General features: G+C 45.3%; 18 protein-coding genes. 9 read left to right on the plus strand and 9 right to left on the minus strand.

Translation table 11 applies throughout. The annotated features are described in order from the left end of the window. Positions 1 to 101: 101 nt before the first annotated feature. Entirely contained in the window at positions 102 to 1,904 is a 1,803-nt protein-coding gene (locus FFL34_RS07885) for a DNA ligase D (protein WP_138602960.1), read from the plus strand. A gap of 84 nt (positions 1,905 to 1,988) precedes the next feature. On the opposite strand, the gene FFL34_RS07890 is transcribed toward FFL34_RS07885, so the two are convergent. Then, entirely contained in the window at positions 1,989 to 2,429 is a 441-nt protein-coding gene (locus tag FFL34_RS07890) for an OsmC family protein (RefSeq protein WP_138602961.1), read from the minus strand. A gap of 10 nt (positions 2,430 to 2,439) precedes the next feature. Then, complete coding sequence (gene chrA / locus FFL34_RS07895) at positions 2,440 to 3,621, minus strand: chromate efflux transporter (RefSeq protein ID WP_138602962.1); 1,182 nt, start codon at positions 3,619 to 3,621, stop codon at positions 2,440 to 2,442. A 342-nt stretch (positions 3,622 to 3,963) separates the two neighbouring features. Between chrA and ahpC the strand changes: the two genes are divergently transcribed. From ahpC to FFL34_RS07910, 3 genes are all read left to right on the plus strand, one after another. Next, entirely contained in the window at positions 3,964 to 4,533 is a 570-nt protein-coding gene (ahpC, locus tag FFL34_RS07900) for an alkyl hydroperoxide reductase subunit C (protein ID WP_138602963.1), read from the plus strand. Positions 4,534 to 4,546: 13 nt separating this feature from the next. Beyond that, positions 4,547 to 6,079 (plus strand): alkyl hydroperoxide reductase subunit F, encoded by a 1,533-nt coding sequence (gene ahpF / locus FFL34_RS07905; RefSeq protein ID WP_138602964.1) that lies wholly within the window; start codon positions 4,547 to 4,549, stop codon positions 6,077 to 6,079. A 227-nt stretch (positions 6,080 to 6,306) separates the two neighbouring features. Next, entirely contained in the window at positions 6,307 to 6,690 is a 384-nt protein-coding gene (locus tag FFL34_RS07910; RefSeq protein WP_138602965.1) for a hypothetical protein, read from the plus strand. A 160-nt stretch (positions 6,691 to 6,850) separates the two neighbouring features. Here FFL34_RS07910 and FFL34_RS07915 read toward each other — a convergent pair whose 3' ends face one another. The 3 genes from FFL34_RS07915 to FFL34_RS07925 form a co-directional block, all read right to left on the minus strand. Further along, positions 6,851 to 7,210, minus strand: a complete 360-nt coding sequence (locus tag FFL34_RS07915) for a DUF488 domain-containing protein (protein ID WP_138602966.1) — start codon at positions 7,208 to 7,210, stop codon at positions 6,851 to 6,853. Positions 7,211 to 7,228: 18 nt separating this feature from the next. After that, positions 7,229 to 8,008, minus strand: coding sequence for a TerC family protein (locus FFL34_RS07920; RefSeq protein ID WP_138604699.1), 780 nt, complete (start codon positions 8,006 to 8,008; stop codon positions 7,229 to 7,231). Positions 8,009 to 8,608: 600 nt separating this feature from the next. Next, positions 8,609 to 10,345, minus strand: coding sequence for a phospho-sugar mutase (locus FFL34_RS07925; protein ID WP_138602967.1), 1,737 nt, complete (start codon positions 10,343 to 10,345; stop codon positions 8,609 to 8,611). 245 nt (positions 10,346 to 10,590) lie between these two features. Between FFL34_RS07925 and FFL34_RS07930 the strand changes: the two genes are divergently transcribed. The 3 genes from FFL34_RS07930 to FFL34_RS07935 all read left to right on the plus strand — a co-directional run bounded on the left by FFL34_RS07930 (position 10,591) and on the right by FFL34_RS07935 (position 13,677). Then, a complete protein-coding gene (locus FFL34_RS07930; RefSeq protein WP_318279617.1) occupies positions 10,591 to 11,679 on the plus strand; it encodes an AI-2E family transporter in 1,089 nt (362 codons plus the stop codon). Positions 11,680 to 11,737: 58 nt separating this feature from the next. Beyond that, on the plus strand, positions 11,738 to 11,914 hold the full coding sequence (locus FFL34_RS18210) for an SE1832 family protein (protein ID WP_171046325.1): 177 nt from the start codon (positions 11,738 to 11,740) through the stop codon (positions 11,912 to 11,914). A gap of 305 nt (positions 11,915 to 12,219) precedes the next feature. Further along, positions 12,220 to 13,677, plus strand: coding sequence for an IS1182 family transposase (locus FFL34_RS07935; protein ID WP_129678471.1), 1,458 nt, complete (start codon positions 12,220 to 12,222; stop codon positions 13,675 to 13,677). Between the two features lie 334 nt (positions 13,678 to 14,011). On the opposite strand, the gene FFL34_RS07940 is transcribed toward FFL34_RS07935, so the two are convergent. Beyond that, a complete protein-coding gene (locus tag FFL34_RS07940; RefSeq protein ID WP_138602969.1) occupies positions 14,012 to 15,889 on the minus strand; it encodes a cation:proton antiporter in 1,878 nt (625 codons plus the stop codon). Positions 15,890 to 16,279: 390 nt separating this feature from the next. Between FFL34_RS07940 and brnQ the strand changes: the two genes are divergently transcribed. Then, complete coding sequence (gene brnQ, locus FFL34_RS07945; RefSeq protein WP_138602970.1) at positions 16,280 to 17,575, plus strand: branched-chain amino acid transport system II carrier protein; 1,296 nt, start codon at positions 16,280 to 16,282, stop codon at positions 17,573 to 17,575. 302 nt (positions 17,576 to 17,877) lie between these two features. Beyond that, positions 17,878 to 20,022 (plus strand): DNA helicase RecQ, encoded by a 2,145-nt coding sequence (gene recQ / locus FFL34_RS07950; RefSeq protein WP_138602971.1) that lies wholly within the window; start codon positions 17,878 to 17,880, stop codon positions 20,020 to 20,022. 135 nt (positions 20,023 to 20,157) lie between these two features. Here the strand turns inward: recQ and FFL34_RS07955 are convergent, their stop codons facing one another. The 3 genes from FFL34_RS07955 to FFL34_RS07965 all read right to left on the minus strand — a co-directional run bounded on the left by FFL34_RS07955 (position 20,158) and on the right by FFL34_RS07965 (position 23,749). Then, entirely contained in the window at positions 20,158 to 21,399 is a 1,242-nt protein-coding gene (locus FFL34_RS07955; protein WP_138602972.1) for an aminopeptidase, read from the minus strand. A 218-nt stretch (positions 21,400 to 21,617) separates the two neighbouring features. Further along, complete coding sequence (locus FFL34_RS07960; RefSeq protein ID WP_138604700.1) at positions 21,618 to 23,042, minus strand: alanine/glycine:cation symporter family protein; 1,425 nt, start codon at positions 23,040 to 23,042, stop codon at positions 21,618 to 21,620. A gap of 191 nt (positions 23,043 to 23,233) precedes the next feature. Continuing rightward, the gene (locus FFL34_RS07965) at positions 23,234 to 23,749 is read right to left on the minus strand and encodes an acyl-CoA thioesterase (protein ID WP_138602973.1); all 516 of its coding nucleotides are present in this window, start codon (positions 23,747 to 23,749) and stop codon (positions 23,234 to 23,236) included. Positions 23,750 to 23,792 lie beyond the last annotated feature (43 nt).

A 23,792-nucleotide genomic window follows, 5' to 3' on the forward strand; every position in this document is an offset into this window, starting at 1 on the left:
CCGGCCAGCGACCTTTGTTCTATAGTTTGTGAATAAGGGAAAAATTTATCCTAATAAATCGCGCTGATTGGAGGCAACGTAACAGCAAGGAGTGTGGTTGGATGGATGTCATGAAGCCGATAGCCAGTAAAAAATTACCACTTGGCGACGACTGGGTGTATGAAACAAAATATGACGGGTTCCGTTGTCTGCTGCAATGGGAAAAAGATTCGGTTAAACTCATCAGTAGAAAACACACGGATTTGACAGCTAATTTTCCCGAAATCGTTGCAGCTTGCCTAACGCAGCAGCCATTGGTCGAGGAGCTTTTGCCGCTAACGATCGACGGGGAGCTCGTTGTCCTAAACAATGCGCACCAGGCCAATTTTTCCTTACTTCAACAACGCGGTCGGATGAAAAATAACGACCGGATTGCGCGAGCCTCATCCGAACGCCCGGTAAGTTTTATGGCATTTGATCTGCTTTTGGAGGCGGGCAATTCGCTGACGGGAGAATCCTTGGAACAACGGAAGCGGCGGTTAAAAAAGTTGTTTGGTGGTGCCAACCAGTTAGGTGATCTTATTTATCTTGTCCCATTTTTGACCGATGCAGATGCAGCGTGGAGGAAAATGGATCACTATAAAGGGGAAGGTCTTGTTGCGAAACGAAAAACAAGTGTCTATAAACACGCGAAAGACCACCATGACTGGTTTAAAATTAAAAACTGGCGGACGATTACAGCATTTTTAACCTTTTATCATACGAAAAATGATTACTTTACTGCTGGTGTTTTTCAAGACGGCCAGCCGGTTGAAATCGGGAAATGCAAGCATGGGCTGGATGAGTCGGAATTCGATGCGTTGCGGCAGTTGTTTGTCACCAATGGGACGAACGAACCGGACGGCTACCGTCTTCCGCCCGCAGTCTGCGCATCTATCCATACATTGGACTTGGTGTCGGGTGAAATACGCGAACCCTCCTTCCACCGGCTACTTCCGGATATGCATGCAACTGACTGTACAGCAGAAAAAATGACGTTGGATATGGCCATGCTGCCGGAGACCGTTGAGGCGACCAATACGGAGAAAGTTTTTTGGCCATCTGTAGGAATAACGAAGGGGGACTTACTCGCTTACATGCGGGAGGTCGCGCCATATATGCTGCCGTTTTTGCAGGACAAGCTGCTCACCATTATCCGCTGTCCGGACGGGGTAGAAGAGGAATCCTTTTTCCAGAAACACTTGCCGGATTATGCGCCGGATTTTGTCGAAGGTGTGCGTCGTGGCGACCGGGTGCACTTGACCTGTAACAATTTGGACGCACTTATCTGGTTTGCTAATCACGGAGCCATCGAATATCATATCCCGTTTCAAACAGCCAATCACACACAACCGGATGAGATTGTGTTTGACCTGGACCCGCCTGGACGGGAAGCATTCCATCTGGCGGTTAAAGCTGCGACATTGCTGAAGCAGCTGCTGGACAACCTTGACCTGATTTCATTTGTCAAAACATCCGGCGGAAAAGGGCTGCAAGTACACATTCCCATTCCAGCCGGAAGCATGACGTATACGGAAACAGGTATATTCACGCAAGCGATTGCTTGGACGCTTGAACAGGAGTATCCGGACGCCTTCACGACCGAGCGTTTGAAAGAAAAGCGCGCTGGCCGGTTGTATATCGACTACGTGCAGCACGCGAAAGACAAAACATTAATCGCACCCTATTCCCCTCGAAAATGGGATGACGCCACCGTTGCTACACCACTTTTCTGGGCGGAAGTCAATGACAGCCTCGCACCAGACATGTTCAGCATTGCTAATGTTATCGACCGCGTCCGAACAAACGGATGTCCGTTCAAAACCTACTTTACCGCCAAACAGCAGCAACCAATCGACAAAATCATCAACATGACCCGGGAGTAAAGACGTGAGAAAGACTCCCCCGGCCGCGCGACTTTTCCTGTTTTCGCGCGAATTTCGCACCGCGCCGCGAGCGTGTCACCCACTTTATTCAACAGTTGCCTGCACTTCTATTTCTACATTGCCTTTTACGGCGCGGGAGATCATGCAGCTTGATTCGGCTTTTTCGATAAGTTTTTGCAGTTTTGCATATTCCTTCTCACTCGCACCGTCCTGCAAGGCCACGTATGGTTTATGGATGATTTTTTTATACGTGAACACACCTTTCGTCACGTCTACTACTCCCTCCGAGTCAAGTGACATTTCCGCAAGCGGTAGTCCGGACCGTTCGATCATCGCTGCGAGTGTAATTACATAGCATGTGGCTGCCGCTCCCAATAACATTTCGTCCGGGTTGGTACCCACGCCCGGTCCGTCCATCTCCGGCGGTATCGAGATTTTCGTCTGCAAATTCCCGGCTGCAATTGATCCGGTACTGTTCCTACCGCCTGGCCAATTCGCTTGTAAATGAAAATGATGCTGTGCCATCTGATCACTCCTATCCAAATATATAACTCATGCCTGTACCAACAATAACACCAATGATTACAACGAGCCATGCCGGTGCTTTCCAAAAATGTAGCAGGCCGAACAGCGCTACAGCCAATGCAAAGTCTGCACCATCCGCAACGGAACTGGTAAAAACCGGGTCATACCACGCTGCCAGCAATATACCGACCACACTGGCGTTCACCCCGGTTAGGACGCCCTGAAAACCGGAACGTTGGCGCAGCTCGGACAAGAAAGGCAGTGCACCGATAAGCAGCAGAAAAGACGGGAAAAAGATGGCGAACGTCGCAATAATCGCACCGCCTATACCACTAATCATCGTGCCCAAGTAGCTGGAAAACGTGAACAGCGGCCCAGGAACCGCCTGTGCCATTCCGTAGCCTGCGAGAAATTCACTACCAGTAAGCATGCCATTCGGCACCACTTCCTGCTCCAAAAGCGGCAGGACGACATGGCCACCACCAAAGACAAGGGATCCTACTCGAAAAAAGATATCAGCGAGTGTGACATACAAGTTAGACACCGTTTGGGAAATCAATGGCAAGCCGATAAGTAAGCTTACCAGCACCGCCAATGATACCACGCCCTGTTTTTTGCTTATGGGCATAGAAAACGGCTGAACGCGCGGTATAGCTTGATTGGAAAATAGAAAAAATCCCAACATAGCCGCACCAATAATGACACCTAGCTGTACCAATGCTGACGGGAAAAGTAACATAACAACAGCCGCCGTCAGCGCAACGGCAATGCGTGGTGTATCAGGGGTCAGCTTTTTACCGAGGCCAATAACCGCATGGGCAACAACAGCCACTGCTACTATTTTCAAGCTGGCAATCCAGGCCGCGTCTCCCAGCGAAAAGTTTTGATAGAATAACGCAAACAATACAAGTGCGATCACAGAAGGAACGGTAAAGCCGAACCAGGATACAAGTCCTCCTAAAATACCACCACGCAGCATGCCAATCGATATTCCGACTTGACTGCTGGCTGGTCCAGGAAGAAACTGGCACAGTGCAATTATGTCCGCATATGTTTTATCATCTAGCCACTTTCGTTTATCAATGTATTCACCTTTAAAATAACCAAGATGGGCAACTGGACCACCGAACGAGGTTAACCCCAACTTGAGGGCAGCTCCAAGTATTTCTATAAGTGAATGTTGTTTTTGCATCTCTTTCCTCCTTGGTCTTTTTATCCTAACGTCAAGTTACCACATTTCCTTTAACATGACGATTACACCACAGCGCGAAAAAGATGATAGAAAATGATGACAAAATATTGAACAACAAGTGTCGAATTAGCAAAAATGGGCAGTCTAAGAATCCAGATAACTTGCACAACAACTAATCAATCATGCATAGTGGAAGTAGGGATTTGGGTATTGCGTTATAGTTGACGAAAAACAAATTTCATGTAATAGTTAGTATTGGATTATATAAATTATAATCTAGAAAAAACATTAGGTTCGAAACAAACCATTATACATTATTTCAAAATTAGGAGGAGATTAACTATGTCTTTAATTGGAAAAGAAATTCAACCATTCCAGGCATCCGCCTACAACCCAAGTAACGGAGAATTTATCGAAGTGACTGATGAAAATCTAAAAGGAAACTGGAGCATTGTTTGCTTTTACCCGGCAGACTTTTCATTCGTTTGTCCAACAGAACTGGAAGACCTTCAGAACCAATATGCTGATTTGAAAGAGCTTGGTGTTGAAGTGTATTCCGTTTCAACAGATAGTCATTTCGTCCATAAAGCATGGCACGATCACTCTGAGGCAATCAGCAAAATTGAATATACCATGATTGGCGACCCTTCCCAAACTATCTCTCGCAACTTTGATGTATTAGATGAAGAAATAGGTTTTGCGCAACGCGGAACGTTCATCATTGACCCGGACGGTGTTGTGCAAGCTGCTGAAATCAATGCAGACGGTATCGGCCGTGATGCTAGCACGCTTGTCAGCAAAGTGAAAGCAGCACAATATGTACGTAACAATCCAGGCGAAGTTTGCCCGGCAAAATGGGAAGAAGGTTCCAAAACATTGAAACCAAGCCTTGATCTTGTAGGCAAAATTTAAGGGGAGTTCAACTATGATATTAGACGCGGATCTAAAAGCTCAATTAGCTCAATACCTTGAACTAATGGAAGGCGATGTACTGCTTAAAGTTAGCGCAGGTTCCGATGAGGCTTCCCGCGACATGATGGAACTAATGGATGAACTAGCAACCATGTCATCCCATATTAAAGTGGAAACGACCGAACTTGAGCGAACACCAAGTTTTAGTGTAAACCGGATTGGCGAAGACACCGGTATAACGTTTGCCGGTGTCCCGCTTGGCCATGAATTTACATCTTTGGTACTGGCACTTTTGCATGTGAGCGGAAGAACTCCGAAAGAAGACCAGAAACTAATGGATCAAGCGAAGAATTTGGAAGGGGAACACCACTTTGTTTCCTATGTAAGCCTTAGTTGTCAAAACTGTCCGGTTGTTGTCCAGGCACTAAACGTACTTAGTGTTCTTAATCCGAACGTGACGCACACCATGATTGATGGTGCGACATTTAAAGAGGAAGCAGAAGCAAATAACATCATGGCCGTGCCTACCGTGTTCTTGAATGGCGAATCATTCGGAAGCGGCCGTATGACACTGGAAGAGATACTTGCCAAGTTAGGCAGTACCCCGGATGCGTCTGAATTCGAGAACAAGGATCCATATGATGTACTTGTTGTTGGAGGCGGACCTGCAAGTGCCAGTGCCGCTATCTATGCAGCACGTAAAGGTATTCGGACAGGTATTGTATCCGAGCGTATCGGCGGTCAGGTCAATGACACCGCAGGCATTGAAAACTTTATCAGTGTGAAGCGTACGGAAGGTCCTAAATTTGCAGCTGATCTCGAGGAACACGTGAAAGATTACGATATCGATGTGATGAACTTGCAGCGTGCCAAGCAATTGGAAAGAAAACAGGACTTCGTTGACATAGAGCTAGAAAACGGTGCTACTCTCCAAAGCAAGTCCGTTATTCTTGCAACAGGTGCTCGCTGGCGTCAGTTGGGCGTACCTGGGGAAGAAGAATTCCGTAACAAAGGTGTCGCGTACTGTCCGCACTGTGACGGTCCGATGTTTGAAGGTAAGCACGTAGCCGTTATTGGTGGCGGTAACTCTGGTATAGAAGCCGCCATTGACCTCGCTGGTATTGTTAAGCATGTAACAGTTCTTGAGTTTTCACCGGAACTGAAAGCTGATTCTGTATTACAGGAGCGGCTGAACAGCTTGCCAAACACTACTGTTGTAACGAATGCAAAAACAACAGAAATCACCGGTGATGACAACGTAAACGGTATTACCTACATCGATCGTGAATCGGAAACAGAGCAGCACATTGAATTGGATGGTGTATTTGTCCAAATCGGTCTTCTGCCAAATACCGATTGGTTAGGTAACGCTGTGGAACGGAATAAATTCGGTGAGATTGTGATAGACAGAAATGGTGCAACAAATGTACCTGGTGTGTTTGCTGCAGGAGACTGTACTGATGATCGAAATAAACAGATTATCATTTCCATGGGATCCGGCGCAAATGCGGCCTTAAATGCATTTGACTATCTTATCAGAAACTAGGATAACACATTAAATAGTATATTAATTAGGGGGTGCAATCACATATGATGTTGCATCCCCTTTTATTAGATAATCTCGTTGTGCTAAGCAATCGGAGCCAATTAGTGGAATATGGTATTATTTGAACAGTATCATGAAAAAGAAGATAGGGTGAAAGGCTTCATTGTTAGATAGTTTTTGCATCCATCCAGGGAAATTCCATATGTTGTTATAGGGGAGATTCTAGCGTGAAAAAGGGATTACTTTTTTTATTTCTAGCTTTATCGATAACATTAATTGCCTGTGGACAGGAAGAAGACATAGATACATTGGATAAACACAAAGGGACTATTGTGAGTATAGAGAAAAAGAATGAGGATAGTGATTCATTTGAAGGATGGTATTTTATGTTGGTTATATCAGATGTTAAAGACGTTAATATCTCGAAAAAAGATGATGACGAACTAAAAGAATTAGCTAAAGAAAAAGATGGTGCTTATTATAATGTACCTCCAACTATCTACAAAAGTTCAGATTTAAAAGTTGGCAATCAGGTGGTTGCTTATTTTGATAAGGAAAGTCAGGCCGAAAGTAACCCTCCTGTACGTGATGCTGAAAAGATTGATGAGTAAAAATTATTTTTCCTCCAGAATCAAATGGAATTGAGCACAGTTACTACACAACATAGCAAGTTTATAACTCGAAAAAAAGCACAGACGTTTTTCTGTGCTTTTTTGCTTGCTGTTTATATGGTTACACAGGTGAAAAGGATGTCATTCGGCTCGCTCTTGTCTATTGCCTGTCCAATATTTCTTTAAGCACATTGGCCTGGTTATATGTTTCATCTTTAGCTGCGAACAACAAGGTTAGCTGCTTATGATTATCTTTTGTTAGTTCCTTCAGCTGCTGGAGGGCTTCTTGCTGTTTCCCATTCTCAAGCTCTTCTTTGTATTTCTGTTTAAATTCTTCATACTTGTCCGGATCATGGGCGAACCATTTGCGCAATTCGCTAGATGGTCCGACTTCTTTCAGCCAATAGTCAAGCTGTGCGGCATCCTTAGAGACACCTCTAGGCCAAACCCGATCCACTAACACACGCACACCGTCCTCACGATCTACTGCTTCATAAATACGCTTCGTCTTTATAAGCATACTAGGTATCACACCCTCTCATGAATTGTCATGTTGTGGCGCATTTTTTTCTGTTTTCCCAGATGCAAACCAACCTGTTAACGCAATGGCAACGAGTACACCGTAGAATATAAGTTTCCAAGTTGTTGAGTGGGGGAATTCATGTGGAATCAACCCGATATCGTCGTGTGCAAGAACAATCAGTGTCAATTTTACACCAACCCAACCAACAATGGTAAACGCGGCCACTTCTAAACCAGGACGTTTATTAAGCAATTCCACGAAAATATTGGCGGCAAACCGCATAATAATCAAACCGATCATCCCACCGGCAAAGACAACGGCAAACTTCGCACCATCCAGACTGCCGATATTCGGCCAAGCCGTATCGGGAAGGGCAACCGCCAGTGCGACTGCAGCCAAAATCGAGTCAACAGCAAAAGCAAGGTCGGCAAATTCCACCTTTACAACTGTCATCCAAAAACCGCTGCCGGCCGGTTTCGGTTTCGGTCCGCCGTTTTCCCCGTTCTCCGGTTTGAATTTATCGTATAAGTTTTTCCCGGAAATACCGAGCAAATAGAGCGCACCCAAGGCCTGTACCTGCCAAACGTCAACAAGAAACGAAATAATAAACAGTGAACCGAACCGTAGCACAAACGCTCCGGCCAACCCGTAGAAAAGTGCTTTTTTCCGATCTTCGTGCGGGAGGTGTTTCACCATTATAGCGAGCACCAGTGCGTTGTCGGCAGCGAGTAACCCTTCCAAGCCGACCAGTATCACCAATACCCATAAATATTCAATCAGTAATTGTGCCTCCACAATCATCTCTCCTTCTTCTTTATGATCCCACCAAATGGTTGGGACCAAAACAAAGGCGTAAGCGCCCGGGCAGGCTAAGAACGCGACGTCCTGTCGCAACGCCTGCACTAGCACGTCCTTTGCGTCGTAGCGACGTACGGACTGCGCCTGCGCGTCGCAGGTGGATCGGCGTTGCCGCGCATCGCGGCGGGCTTAGCCGATCTTCCCTACTAGCCGCAGGAGATAAAGGAAACATGCCCCTTTATGGGGTATGCCGACGTTGGGCGCTGGCCGGCTAAGTTCGGCACGTCCTGTGCCAACGCCGGCACTAGTACGTCCTGTACGTCGAAGCCGGACGTGGCTAAACTTTGCCAGTAAAAATTGTATTGCTCATTTTATACTTTCACAGACCATAAAAAAAGACCCTTACCATTTTGTGGTAAAGGTCTCGCTAACAACGTGACGTTGCCAACCAAGCCGGAGATAAGCATCTCGAAATGACGACTTTAATTGTACAGCTACTCCCCTTTTCGAAACAGGAACGAATCATATGTTTGTTTTCATTAAACCGCGTTTGTCGTTAAATGTCAAATGATACCGTTCGTGTTGAACGATGGGATGCTAATTACGATTGTACCTAATTAAAAAGTCATTCATCGCCGCAGTCAAATCATCCAGCCGCTTCTTGCTCTCTTTTTCACTGTCACCACGCACACCGACATAACATTTCAGTTTCGGTTCTGTTCCTGATGGGCGCAGACAGACCCAGCAGTCATCGTCCAGCAAAAATTTCACCACATTTTCCCGCGGCAGTTCAATCTGCTCTGTTTGTCCGGTGTGCGGCGTTATGCGCTTACCACTCCAATAATCTTCAACAGCTTGTACGTTCACTCCGCCAATGTCAGTAAGTGACTCGGTCCGTGCCACCTGCATAATACTGGAGATCTTGTCCGTTCCTTCTTTACCGGTCAACTTCAGTGAAATCATATCCTCCAGATAATAACCGTACTGTTCATAAAGTGAATGCAATGCGTCATATAGTGTTTTACCTTGTTTTTTCCAATAATAAGCCATTTCACAAGCAAACACTGCTGCCTGAACCGCGTCTTTATCACGAACAACATCACTAATCAAATAGCCGTAGCTTTCCTCATAGCCAAAAGTAAATGACTCACCGGTGGCATCAAACTGACGGATTTTTTCACCGATATATTTAAAGCCTGTTAATGTGTTAATCGTTTTGACTCCGTAATTGTCAGCAATCCTTCTACCGAGTTCGGATGTGACGATGGTCTTAATCATACGCGCATTTGCCAGCAGTTTCGGGTTAGTAGTTTTTAACCGATAATCGAGCATCAAAGCGCCAAGCTGATTGCCGGTAAGCACCGTATACTCGCCCATGTCATTTGTCACCGCAGCGCCTAGCCGGTCTGCGTCAGGGTCAGTTCCGATCAGAATGTCTGCATTCGACCGTTTAGCCAGGTCGATGGCCATCGTAAATGCCTGGTGTTCTTCCGGATTAGGCGAAGCAACTGTGGAAAACTCCGGGTCCGGTGTGGCCTGTTCCTCAACCACATCCACCTGATAGAAGTTCAGCTGCTTTAGTGCTTGCACTACTAGGTTATGGGCGGTCCCGTGCAATGGCGTAAAGACAATCTGCAAGTCTTTCTCCTGCTGTTGCTCTAAGGAATCCAGTTTCGTTATGGACTTTAGCTGCTCCAAGTAGGCGTTATCCACTTCCTGCCCACCCCATGTGAGTAAGTCGCGTGCTTCCAGTTCGGCTTGTTCTATAACTGGGACGGACAATTCGTCCTCCGTTTTTTCAATCTCCTCTGTAATGGCAGCTGCTTCATTCGGTGTAATTTGTCCGCCATCTTCATTGTAAACTTTAAAACCATTGTATTCCGGCGGGTTATGACTTGCCGTGATCATGACCCCCGCGGCAGCACCAAGGTAGCGGACAGCAAACGAAAGCAGTGGTGTCGGGTGTAGCGTATTAAACACATATGCTTTTATTCCATGCGCACCAAGTACTTTTGCCGTCTCAAGCGCAAATGCTTTTGACATATATCTGGAATCATATGATACTGCTACGCCACGGTCATACACATTGACACAATGCTTTTTCAAATAATGACACAACCCATTTACCGCTTTCCGAACGGTATACCTATTCAAGCGATTTGTTCCCGGTCCAAGCACACCGCGCATTCCCCCGGTTCCAAACGCTAAATCGCGGTAAAATGCATCCTCCAGCACCTCAGGCTGATTACTTATTGCTTCTAATTCTTGTTTGAGATGTGAATCCAATCCTTCACAATTCATCCATTTTTCGTAAACCGTCTCCCACTGACGCATAAAGCACTTCCTCCACCTTTAATCGCATTCAAAACTCGGCATCGCCTCTCCTTATAGCGAGTACCGAAGTTTGTGACGTTAGCACAAATTCTATCATACTTTTGTCCCGTATTCTATGAAACATGGTTATGGTGCCGATGACGCAACGTTTATCCCCTGCCGGTTTAGACAAAACTACTAGTGATTGCTTTTTATCACATAGAAAAACCGTTACAATAGAACAAAATGCTCGCAGAAAGGACGTAATGACAGTGCTGGAAAAACGCTCATTCCAAACAATGACGATGCTCATTCTCATATTTCTATTAATTTTGCTCATTTCTAAAACGAGTTTTATATTTAATCCTCTATTTACGTACATGGGCGCGGTGGCTTTGCCCATCATCGGTGCCGGGATTCTATTTTACCTGACACGGCCGCTAGTTGACCTGCTGGAGAAATATAAAATAAACCGAATCGTTTCCATCCTTATCGTGTTTCTCCTGCTTATTCTGGTACTGTTTCTGATTGTCACGTATGTTGCACCAGTACTCCAGCGGCAATTTACGAACCTTGTCCATAATATACCGCGCATGGTGGCTGGCATACAAGATCTCATCTCGTATTGGCAGGATAATCAGAACCTTATCCCGGAACGAGTAAATGAAACGATTAATGAATTCACATCGAATCTCCAGTCCTATATTCAATCGTTCATGGGCTTTATTTTTGGATTCATCAGTGAGTTTATCGGGTTTATGTTTTCTATCGTGCTCATTCCATTTTTCCTCTTTTTTATGTTAAAGGATGGGGAAAAATTCGCGCCATTTATCACTCAATTTTTCGAAGCCAAGAAAGCTGCCAATATTCGCTCGCTATTACAAAAGATTAACGATACACTCACTTCTTATATTCAGGGACAGCTGATTGTCAGTGTCTGTATCGGTATTTTATTATATATCGGCTATTCCATTATTCATCTGGATTATGCGCTGACACTGGCTATTTTCGGTATGGTCATCAGTGTCATCCCGTTTCTCGGCCCTTACCTTGCAGTCACGCCCGCACTTATTGTCGGGTTTTTCCAAGATCCAATGATGGCCGTCTGGGTAGCCATTGTCATGATTATAGCCCAGCAGATTGAAGGTAACCTCGTGTCGCCAAATGTCATGGGACGTGCATTGCATTTGCACCCATTGACAGTGATTACGGTAATTCTTGCGGCGGGGAGTATCGCGGGATTATTGGGAATGCTGTTTGCTGTCCCATTGTACGCCGTTGTTAAAACAATCATCAGCCACTTTTATGGTTCCTATCAGGATTCCAAACCAAATGAAGAAGATGCATTGATATGACGTGTTCCCCTTGTTTTCCAGCGGGGATCTAGGCTACACTACAGACAGGAGTGATACTATGACAAAAAAGGAAATTGAAGCGGAAATGGCTGAACTGAAAGCAGATTACAGCCGTATCCAGGGAGATGTCGAGAAGGCAACATCGTTCAGTGTGGACACATCCGCCGGTGAAAATCGGTTGATCGAGATCGAAAATCGGATGAAAGAACTGAATCGTAAACTGGATGAATGCTGATAACAAACGCGGCAAGCGCCCTTGCAGGCTAAGAATGCGACGTCCTGTCCGGGCGCCTGCCTACCTTTTCCCGCAGTAGTCGGCCGGCCTCCACTCCAATCAACCATCAAAATAGAGATATAACTAAGCATCATGTAAATGTAATAAGATCAAAAGTACAACACCAGCGGAGGAAATACACGGAGACTCCTGCGGGAAGTAGGAGGAAGCTGCTGAAAAAGTCCCTAAAAAATTTAAAAATCATGCCAGAACACCCTGAAAATGGTTTATAATTATAGTATTAACTTAAAAAGCGGGGATTTCCAATGTTAGAACGCCAACCATCTTTACCATTAAGTGCACACGATGAACTATATGAGATGCTGATTCCGGAAGACAATTTCCTCCGTCAAATGAAGGAGCTAGTGGATTTTCATTTTATTGAAGATGAATTAAAGGATAAATACTGCCTGGACAATGGACGAAATGCGGAGTCTCCCGTTCGAATGTTTAAGTATCTTCTTCTTAAACAAATTTATGACTTATCAGATGCGGATCTCGTGGAACGCGCTCGATACGATTTATCCTTTAAATACTTTCTGGATCTCGTACCAGAAGCTTCCGTAATCCACTCCAGCTCGCTAACCAAATTCCGCAGACTTCGTTTGCAGGATAAAGATCTCATGGATATGCTTGTGGAAAAGACGGTTGCACTAGCGTTGGAACATGACGTATTAAAAAGCAACAGTATTATTGTAGATGCCACCCATACGACATCTCGCTTTCATGCCAAAACGGCTAGGGAATATGTTCAAGAGAAATCCAAATTATTACGAAAAACGGTTTATAAACACCATGAATCCTTGAAAGAGAAATTCCCAGCCAAGCCAACGACTGATTCCCTGGAAGAGGAACTCACCTATACGAATGCCGTCATCAATGTTATTGAAAAAGAAGAACATGTAAAACAGCTCCCTGCCGTTAAAGAAAAAATCAATATGGTGAAAGAAGTCATAGAAGATATTGAAGAAGAAGCTGATTATGGTGGAGACCCTGATGCTCGAAAAGGCTATAAAGCAGCTGACTATTCTTTTTTAGGTTATAAAACCCATATTGCGATGTCAGATGAACGAATTATTACAGCTGCAGTGGTGACGTCTGGTGAAAAAAGTGATACCAATTATTTAAGTGAGCTAATAGAGAACACCGAAAAAAATGGCGTGGTAGTGGATACAGTCATTGGAGACACCGCCTATTCTAGTAAGAATAATTTAAATTATGTGCAGGATAAAGGAATGCAATTAGTCTCCCCCTTACATCCCGTGATTACGAATGGAAAACGCGGCGAAGATAAGGGATTTGAATTTAATAAAGACGCGGATATGTACGTGTGCCCGGCCGGACACTTGGCGACAAAAAAGGCAATCAAAAAGAGACAGGATACATCCAAAAATGCGCAATTAAAATATTACTTTGATGTCGAAAAATGTAAAGTATGCCCATTACGTGCCGGTTGTTACAAAGAAGGAGCTAAAACAAAAACTTATTCTGTAACTGTCAAATCGACAGAGCATCTAGCTCAGGAGAGTTTTCAGGAGACAGAAGAATTTAAACGATTAGCGAGAGAACGGTACAAAATCGAAGCTAAAAATAGTGAATTAAAATACAGACACGGGTTTAAAAACGCTAATTCCTCGGGTCTATTTGGCATGAAAATACAAGGAGCTGCAACCATATTTGTGGCTAATATGAAAAGAATTATAAAGCTAATGAACGAAAATTAGGCAAGAATACGAGATAAAAAAGAAAAAAGGGAGTCATTTTTCCAATAAAACGGAAAAAGTTCCTCTCTTTTTTCTTTTATACCTTTTAATCCTTCAAATAGGATGCTTTTTCAGCAGCCTCGAAGTAGGAGATCGGTGAGACCCCACAGGGCACGAGCCCGAGGAGGCTCACCACTCCCCCGCGGAAAGTGTAGTGTATTTCCGCAGCGGTGGTGTATCAAGGTTGTCAAGGCTCAAATTAGTTCGCCATTGTTAACTGTTTGAGCTTAATTTTTGGGTGCGAAAGTTAAGTAATAACAAATGCAGACCACAAGTTGTCGTGGTCTGCATTTGCTTACTCACTCGTCGTTGCCTGGGCATTTTCACCGTTCGTCCTACCATTATTCCGCTGATTTTCCAGCCGTTTACGGATTTTCTTCATTTCTTTTACCGGTGGCGTCAGACTGACAATCTTATCGCCCGGCTCCGCTGTTACCCGCATTTCCTCCGTATAAAAGCGCATACGTCCGGATGGCTTCATGATATACATGAGAACCGTATCTTCATCCTTATCATTCAAATATTGTTTGTAGCTGTATTGGTTAGTAATGGAGGTCTGGCGAAAGACGTAATGGTGTTCTAGCTTACTATTTAAATATTCGAGCGACAATTTCTTGTTAAACAAAATCCGCCCGGCAACTTTACCCACGATATCGCCTTCGAAATTGTTGCGATAGGGGCTTACTTTAAACACATTCGTCCTACCGAATTCCGGCATAAATGTCGTACAAATCAATGCATTATACGAATTGTACTCGGTACCGGCAATCAGATACTCATATGGATTCGTATCAAGCTGGTATTCCGTCTGCTCTGACAGCATTTCCCCGTGAAAAAACGGTACACCTGCCACGCGTGCCTTGCGCAGCCGTTCCCAGGATGAATCCACAATCATGACCGGGGCTTTTACTTTTTGCAGTGATTTAGCAAGGTTGACGGTGAAATTATTACTGCCGATGATCAGCGTACCAGGCTTTCCTTCCAGCGAGAGGTGCAGCTTTTTGGCAAGCCAGCCGATGGAAAAGCCATGGGCGACAACCGTGGTAAATACTAACGCAAACGTAATCGTAGTGATTAATGACGCATCCACATAACCTGCGTCAGATAAGATAGAGGCAAAATAGCCGGAAACCGTCAACGCAACAATACCTCTTGGTGCAATCCATCCTACGAAGAGCTTTTCATTCAAGGACAGGTCGGTGCCAATCGTTGACAGAAAAATTGATAAAGGGCGAACTGCAAACATCATGAGCAGCACATAGCCCATAATACCGGGATCAAACACTTGCAGCAGGGTATCGACTTTTAATGAAGCGGTTAGCATGATGAAGATAGCCGAAATGAGAAGCATAGAAACATTCTCTTTGAAGTGGCGCATGTCGGCAAGCGAACTGATACCCATGTTCGCAAGTGTCATCCCCATTGCAGTAACCGCAAGTAAACCTGTTTCGTGGATTACTTCATCAGCGATGGTAAAACAGCCGATAACGACCGTGAATACGGCTGGCGATTTTAAGAATTCCGGAATATAGCCGGACTCAAACATCCAGCCAATCCCTTTTCCGCATGCCCATCCCAACATCGCAGCAAAGACAGATGCTGCGAAAAACGTTAATAAAGCAGATCCATCGGGATTTACTGATGTCAGATAGCTGATGATTTCAAAGGCAAACACTGCCAACAGTGCACCAATCGGGTCGACGATAATCCCTTCCCACTTCAAAATTTTCGCCGGCCGTGGCTTTAACTTCGACTGTCTTAACAATGGCATGATAACAGTGGGCCCCGTAACAATAAACAAACCACCAATGACAAAGGCAGCCGCCCAGCTCAGTCCAGCAATATAGTGCGCTGTCACCGAACCAAGAATCCACGACAGGAAGGCTCCGATGGTCGATATTCGAAAGACCGGTCGTCCCAATCCACGAATTTCTTTATAGTTCAAATTAAGGCTGCCCTCAAATAGAATAACGGCAACGGCAACCGAAATAATCGGGTTATATAATTCTCCAAAGTCTTCCTCTGGGTCCATCAGTCCCAAAACAGGTCCAATAAGCAGTCCGGTAATCGACATGAGAACGATTGCCGGCATTCTGTACCGCCAAGCCACCCACTGGGATCCGATACCCAAAAGAAAGACGAGCATTACTTCAAATAAAATGGATGGAACCATATATTACCCCCTAACCTACTAGATTAAAAAACTGGACAATAACATAAGGACATTTTAAATGGGGGGCGAGGTACTTGTAAACAGATAAAAACCTATTCCACAACTGTGACAATTCACAAAAATGTCATTATATAATTTAACTCACCATTACACCGCTAATAATAGCCTTCATTTTGTGATATAGCAGGGTTTTTCCCGGAAAGTATCCAAACAAGTTGCAAGCGTATCATGCAAATATGTGTCGAATTATGTTGACACTTCATGCGGTTCTTGCTAAACTAATCTTGCTTTTGTCGAAATAATATTTTTTTGCAATAAATTTTCTGACTTTTAAATCTTCATTGAAAATATACACTTTCCCATTTAATTAATTGAAAGGAAGGAACCAAGATGAAAAAAGACACGCTGACAGTAGGCTTTATGTTATTTGCATTATTTTTTGGTGCCGGAAACCTCATCTATCCACCAACACTAGGGGATGAATCAGGGACATCTTACTGGGCGGCTATTGTAGGATTTGTACTAACAGGTGTCGGCCTGCCAATCCTCGCCGTAACTGCCATCTCATTTGTAAAAAACGATGCCAGGGAGCTTGCTGATCGTGTTCATCCAATGTTCGGGGCCATCTTCACTTCCGTCGTATATCTTGCCATTGGACCGTTTTTCGGTGTGCCCCGCGCCGCCACCGTTGCATTTGAGATGAGCATGGAACCATTTACAAGCGTATCACCGTTTATATTGTTCCTGTTTACGACGTTTTTTTTCCTAATCGTTTATTTTATCAGCATGAATCCGTCCAAAATGGTTGACCGGGTAGGACAGCTGCTGACACCGTTTTTATTGTTTGCGATCGTTATACTCTGTGTCGGTGGCTTTATGCTATTAAACAACGATGTACAAAGTCCCAGTGAAAAATATGCCGAATCCCCGTTATTTACCGGCTTTGTAGAAGGCTACTTGACGATGGATGCGATTGCAGCACTGGCATTTGGCATTATCGTTGTAAATGCGTTTAAAGACAGAGGCATCACTTCTCGGGAAGCACTTATTCAATCCACACTAAAAGCAGGACTGGTAGCTGGCATCGGACTTGTATCGGTCTATGCGTCGATAGGATGGATTGGCACAAGATTGGGCGCTACCGGCAGCTTTTCTAACGGTGGAGACATTTTATCAAGCGCTGCTAACATGATGTTCGGAAACTTTGGTGCCATATTACTCGGCATCATTGTCGCACTGGCCTGTTTAACTACTTCAGTAGGTCTCGTTGTTGCTTGCGGGCAATTTTTCCATAGGTTGACAGATTTTTCCTACCATTGGATTGTTGCATTGGTCACCATTGTTAGCTACTTGATTGCTAACCAGGGGCTGAACACGATTATTAGTGTTTCGGTACCTGTACTAACATTCCTTTATCCGATTGCGATTGTTCTTATTCTATTAACCTTTTTACAGCCATTGTTCGATGGGGATGCTTACGTTTATCGCGGTGCTATCCTGATGACCGGATTTATCTCTCTTTACGACGGACTTACAGAATATGGTATCAGCATGCCAGCTGTTACGTCGGTACTGGAGCATCTACCGTTTTTCACTTTAGGACTCGGCTGGTTTGCACCTGCCGTCCTTGGCGGTTTAATCGGACTATTGTTTAAAAAAAGCCCGGCGTTATCCTATTCCAAATAGGGCTGGATCGCCGGGTTTTTCTTTACAAACTCAACTTTCGCAGCTTGAAATGATTTCTTTTATAAGCTTTTAGAAAACAGCTTTTATGTTTATCAAGGTTGTAGAGGGCAATGGTTAGAAGGTTTCAAGTTTGCCGCAGTTATCTGTAGAAACTTCATTATTTGGTGTGAAGGTTGTTTTAAAATATATCTTTATGGATGACTTTAAACAACAGCCCCGACATTCGCGAATGCCGAGGTTTTCTAATGGTTTCGACATGAAAGGATATGTTAGGATAAGTAGAAGCAAAGGAGAGACAAGTGATGCTTGAGCAAGCTGAATCCATTTTGAAAACATATTTTGGGTATCCATCATTTCGTTCAGGACAACGGCAAACAATTGAACAGATTATGGGAAAAAGTAACACGCTGGCTGTGATGCCAACCGGCGGGGGTAAATCGCTATGCTATCAGATTCCGGGCATGGCGCTGGATGGAACGGCCATTATCATCTCACCGCTCATTTCCCTTATGAAAGACCAGGTGGATGCCCTAAAGGCGCTGGGAGTAGCAGCAACCTACATCAACAGTTCACTGTCTGCTAGCGAGCAGCACGAACGCCTTGCTGCCATCGAAGCAGGTGAATACCAGTTTGTTTACGCGGCACCCGAACGATTTGAATCCGGCGCATTCATGTCGGTCATGAAACGAATTTCAATTTCGCTGATTGCTTTTGATGAGGCTCACTGCATCTCGCAATGGGGACATGATTTTCGACCAAGCTACAGATCAATCGTCACGACGCTAAAGCAGATTCCCTCCATCCCTGTCGTTGTTGCTCTAACCGCTACCGCAACAGCTGAAGTGATTGCCGATATCCAGTCACTACTTTCCATAGATGATTTTCATGTTGTGAAAACCGGTTTTGAACGGGAGAACCTAGCCTTTCATGTCGTTAAGGGGAAAAACAAACAAACGTACATCAAGTCCTTTATGAAAGCGCACAAACATGAATCCGGAATCATTTATACAGCGACACGGAAGCAAGCCGATGCACTCGCCGAACAGTTTGAACAGTGGGGGCTAGCTGCGGCCAAATACCATGCCGGTTTGACTGAGGACGAACGGAAAGCAGCACAATCCGCCTTCATTCATGATGAAAAAACCGTCATGATTGCGACGAATGCGTTTGGTATGGGTATCGACAAATCGAATGTGCGGTTTATTATTCATTATGCGATGCCGATGACGATGGAGGCGTATTATCAGGAAGCAGGCAGAGCTGGCCGTGACGGGGAGCATAGTGATTGTATCTTGCTGTTTTCGCCGCAAGATGTGCAGCTGCAAAAATTTCTGATCGAACAATCGCAAATGGATGATGAAGCCAAACAAGGTGAATACCGGAAGTTACAGGCGATGATCAACTACTGTCATACCCACAGCTGCCTGACATCGTACATATTAGACTATTTCGGCGATATGTCCAGCCATGAGCCATGCGGCCGCTGCAGTAACTGTCAGCACCGCCGGGAACGTGTGGATATCACTGAAGAAGCACAAATGATTCTGTCATGTGTCAAACGGATGGGCGAACGATTCGGCATCTCCATGACCGCAAAAGTGCTAAAAGGATCAAACGACAGCCGGCTCCGCAGTTTTCGCCTGCATACCTTGTCCACATATGGCATCTTATCCGCTTACACGGAAAAACAACTGGCAGAGCGGATCCAATTTCTCGTAGCAGAACAGCTGCTGGCAACCGCAGACGGCAAATTCCCGACGTTACAGCTGAACAGGAAGTCGGTCGATGTATTGAAAGGTAGAGAGACCGTCTGGATGTATACGGCACCAATCCCTGCCGGCGAGGAAACTGACTACCGGGAAGATCTGTTCACTGCTTTACGCGACAAGCGGAAGAAAATTGCCGACGAGCAGGGCGTACCCCCATATGTCTTGTTTTCCGACGCAACGTTGAAAGAATTTAGCCGCTATTTCCCGGAAACAAAAGCAGACATGCTCGCGATCAAAGGGGTTGGCGAAAAGAAGTACGAACAGTATGGTGACGTATTTCTCGAGGTGATCAGCCAGTGGCGCAAAAACAACCCCGATGCCAGTCGTCCCGTTAAAATAGCTAGCGGTCGTCCAACTGTAAAAAAGGAAAAACAAGCGGACGACCGGCCGAGCCATATGATTAGTTATTCGTTATTTCAGTCTGGAAAACCTGTCAAAGATATTGCCGCATTGCGCGGCGTGACTGCACAAACCGTTGAAAACCACCTGTTTAAAGCATTTCAAGATGGATACCCACTTGTCTGGGATGTATTTTTTAATGCAGAAGATGAAAAAGTCATATTAGAAACCCGAGAGCAGCTGGAAGAACCAAAGCTGAAATTGCTGAAAGACTCATTGCCCGAGAGATTTGATTATACAGCCATCAAGGCAGTATTGGTAAAAAACGGAATTATGTAATGGTGAGAATCAAAGTTGTTTGAAAAAGGAAAAAGCACGGCATGATTTTATGAAATCGTGCCGTGCTTTTTTTGGTTTATTGATGTGTGCGGGTCACACCCGGGCCGCGCGACTTTCACTCGAGTCGCGCGAGTTTTACCCTTTTACATTTAGTGCCCAAGTACCGTTGCGGAATACGGCTTCGGTTGAGCCGTCTTCAAGAATGCCGTCAATGTCCAGGTTTTCAGAACCGATCATGAAGTCAACGTGGACGAGGCTGTCATTGACGCCGTGCTTATCGAGTGTGTTTGCATCCATATCTGAGCCGCCTTCTAAATTGGTCGGATATGCTTTGCCAAGCGCAATATGGCAGGATGCATTTTCGTCAAAAAGTGTATTGTAGAAAATCAATCCTGATTGAGAAACCGGTGATTCATTCGGAACGAGCGCCACTTCGCCAAGCCGGCGTGCACCTTCGTCTGTGTCGAGCAAATGCTTTAATGTTTCCCCGCCTTGCTCTGCTTGAAAGTCAACTACTTTTCCGTTTTCAAATGTAAGTGTAAAGTTATCGATTAGGTTTCCGCCGTAATTCAATGGCTTCGTACTTGAGACCGTGCCGTTCACGCCATATTTGTGCGGCATGGAGAAAACTTCCTCGGTCGGCATGTTTGGATTAAACTGGGTTCCCTGCTCAGATACGGCAGATCCGCCCTTCCAAAGATGTCCATCAGGCAGTTCCAGTTCTAAGTCTGTTCCAGGTGCCTTGAAATGCAGTTTTTTGTACTTTTTACGATTCAGGATTTCGCGGGCCGTCTCCAGCGTCTTGTTATGTGCTTCCCACGCGGCAATCGGATCATCCTTGTCGACACGGACGATATTGACAATCGCATCCCATAAGCTGTCCACCGCGTCTTCACGGGATTTTTCCGGGAAGACTTTCTGTGCCCAGTCACCGGTCGGGATGGAGATAATGGACCAGGTAATGCGGTCGTTCATTGTGTACTGGCGGAAGTTCTTCATTGCTTCACCAGCCGCCTTGTTGGCCATGGCTACCCGAGCTGAATCAATACCTTTCAGCAGGTCCGGATTGGTTGCTTTGATGGACAGAACGGCCGCACCGTCTTCTGCGTATGCATCATGCAGCTTCACCTTCCACTCCGGAAATGAGCCAATCACTTCATCTGGCGCATTTTCATACTTTAAACGCGTCAGTTCGTCATCCGCCCAGTTAATATGTACGTCTTTCGCACCCATTTCGTACGCTTTTCTGGCAACGATTCGGGTAAAATCCGCTCCCTCAATTGGCGCATTGATCATTAATGCTTGGTTTTCTTGCAGGTTGACCCCTGTCCGTAATGCTAAATCTGCATATTTTTCCTTCGTCTGTTGGTTAACCATTTTTTGACCTCCAAAATAAATTTCATGTACTCCTATTATTTCATATTTTTGAAAGATCACCAAATCATACATACATGTTAAACAGGATGCCCATCCGCGTGCGAAAAATGCACCACCGGCTTAAAATGTAACAACTTGAGCCACGCCACCGGCCACAACCTTTTCCAAGCACAAAAACTGCCTGCCCCGCAATGGAGGCAGACAGCTAACTTGCCAACCTATTCACCTTTACCGGTTGCCTGGTCGCGTCCCCAATAATCAACACCGGTCGTATCGTCTAAGGTGTCTCGATAAAATACTGGGTCTTTGCCGGCTTTCCGCTGGTCACGGTAATCATGCAGCACACGCCGGGCAACACCAAATAATCTCGTGATCGCGTACAAGTTGATCAGCGCCATGATGCCCATGGTCAAATCGGCGAGCTGCCAGACGAGATCGAACGTCGCTACCGCACCGAAGAAAACCATTAAAAGCACTGCAATCCGGTAAATAAACCTTCCCAGTCCGGAGTTTTGGATATAGTCAATATTACTTTCGCCATAATAGTAGTTTCCGAGGATAGAACTATAGGCGAAAAAGAATATAGCAATCGCGATGAAGATAGCCGCGCCTGTTCCAATATGAAATTCAAATGCTTGCTGTGTCAGCTGAATGCCATCCAGTTCACTGTCCGCATAACTACCGGCCGAAACTAAGATAAAACCGGTCGCACTGCACATTAGGATGGTATCAAAGAAAACACCTAGTGCCTGGATAAAGCCTTGTTTAGCCGGATGGGTTACCTCGGCAGTCGCTGCTGCATTCGGTGCACTACCCATACCAGCCTCATTTGAGAACAAGCCGCGTTTGATTCCCATCATAATCGCAGCGCCGAATCCACCACCGGCCACTTCACGGATACCGAACGCATTGCTAAAAATAAGTCCAAGCATGTCCGGTACTTCAGCAATATTGATGATTAATATATATACAGCAAGAACAATATACATGATAGCCATAATTGGTACAATATACTGCGTCACGGTTGCAATTCGTTTCAATCCGCCAAAAATAACGATGGCCGTCAACACACACAGTACGATGGCCATCATGTTCCGGTTAATGTCAAACTCGCCGCTAAAGGCAAGGCTAATTGTGTTCGATTGCACGGAATTGAACACGAGTCCGTACGTGAATGTAATGGTTATGGCAAATATAATCCCGAGCCAGCGCTGGTTCAGGCCTTTTTCCATATAATATGCCGGGCCGCCTCTATACTGATCCTTATCAGGGGTTTTATACACCTGTGCGAGCGTACTTTCCACAAAAGCCGTGGCTGAACCGAGCATCGCAATCAGCCACATCCAAAAAATCGCCCCTGGTCCGCCGACTGCCACAGCCGAAGCAACACCAGCCAAGTTTCCCGTTCCAACACGGGATGCCGCACTGATGGCAAATGCCTGGAATGAGGATATTCCTTTCTTTCCTTCCGCACTAACGACCCGTTTATCAAACATAACACGTATCATTTCATTAAAATAGCGGAACTGGACAAAGTCAGTGCGTATGGTAAACCATAAGCCGAGTCCGAGCAGTACGGCGATTAAAATCGTACCCCACATGGCATCATTGGCAACACCAATCACCTGCTCCACGACTCCCATGAGTGTCAGGTCAGTTTCCATGTTGTTCTGCTCCCTTCCATAAAATAGAGCCAGCTTCATTCACCTCACATCCCCACTTGTTTAAGGATGCGATTAGGAAAATGGTTTCTATTGAGTAAGTTGGCTTCTCCACCAACCTATCATAATGGAAAAAGACCTATTTTGAAAAGTCGTGACGGAAAATCGACACCTTATTCATTCCATGGATAAACGGTACCAAACGTCGCCGCCATTTCCCTGGAGCCCTTCCGCCGCTGTTTCCGTTGTTCGGCACGTTCCGGTGCGGATTGATGCAGCTCCTTTTCCTGATCTGTTTCCGGATACACTTCCGGGACAGCAGTGGGCTTGCCGTCTTCATCAATCGCAACAAATGTTGAAAAAGCAGTTGTGCACACTTTCCGATCGCCCGTCTGTAAGTTTTCGGTTACCACCTTGGCAAAAACCTCCATCGATGTCGTGTGTGCCCACGTCACAAATGCTTCCACACAGACCGAGTCTCCTTCCCTGACCGGTTCCAGAAAGTCAACAGAATCGGTCGATGCAGTGACAACTAGCTTTCTCGCATGGCGGACAGCGGCAATTGCTGAGACATCATCGATATGTGCCATCAGCTTACCCCCGAAAAGGGTTCCATGATTGTTCGTGTCCGGCGGCAGCACGTGCGACGTTTTAACTGCCAGTGAATTTCTACAAGATTTTGATTCCATCCTTATTCCTCCATTTTCTCTTCTATATCTGTTTAGTCTGTTC

The sequence above is a fragment of the Lentibacillus cibarius genome (assembly GCF_005887555.1).
Classification (GTDB): domain Bacteria; phylum Bacillota; class Bacilli; order Bacillales; family Amphibacillaceae; genus Lentibacillus; species Lentibacillus cibarius.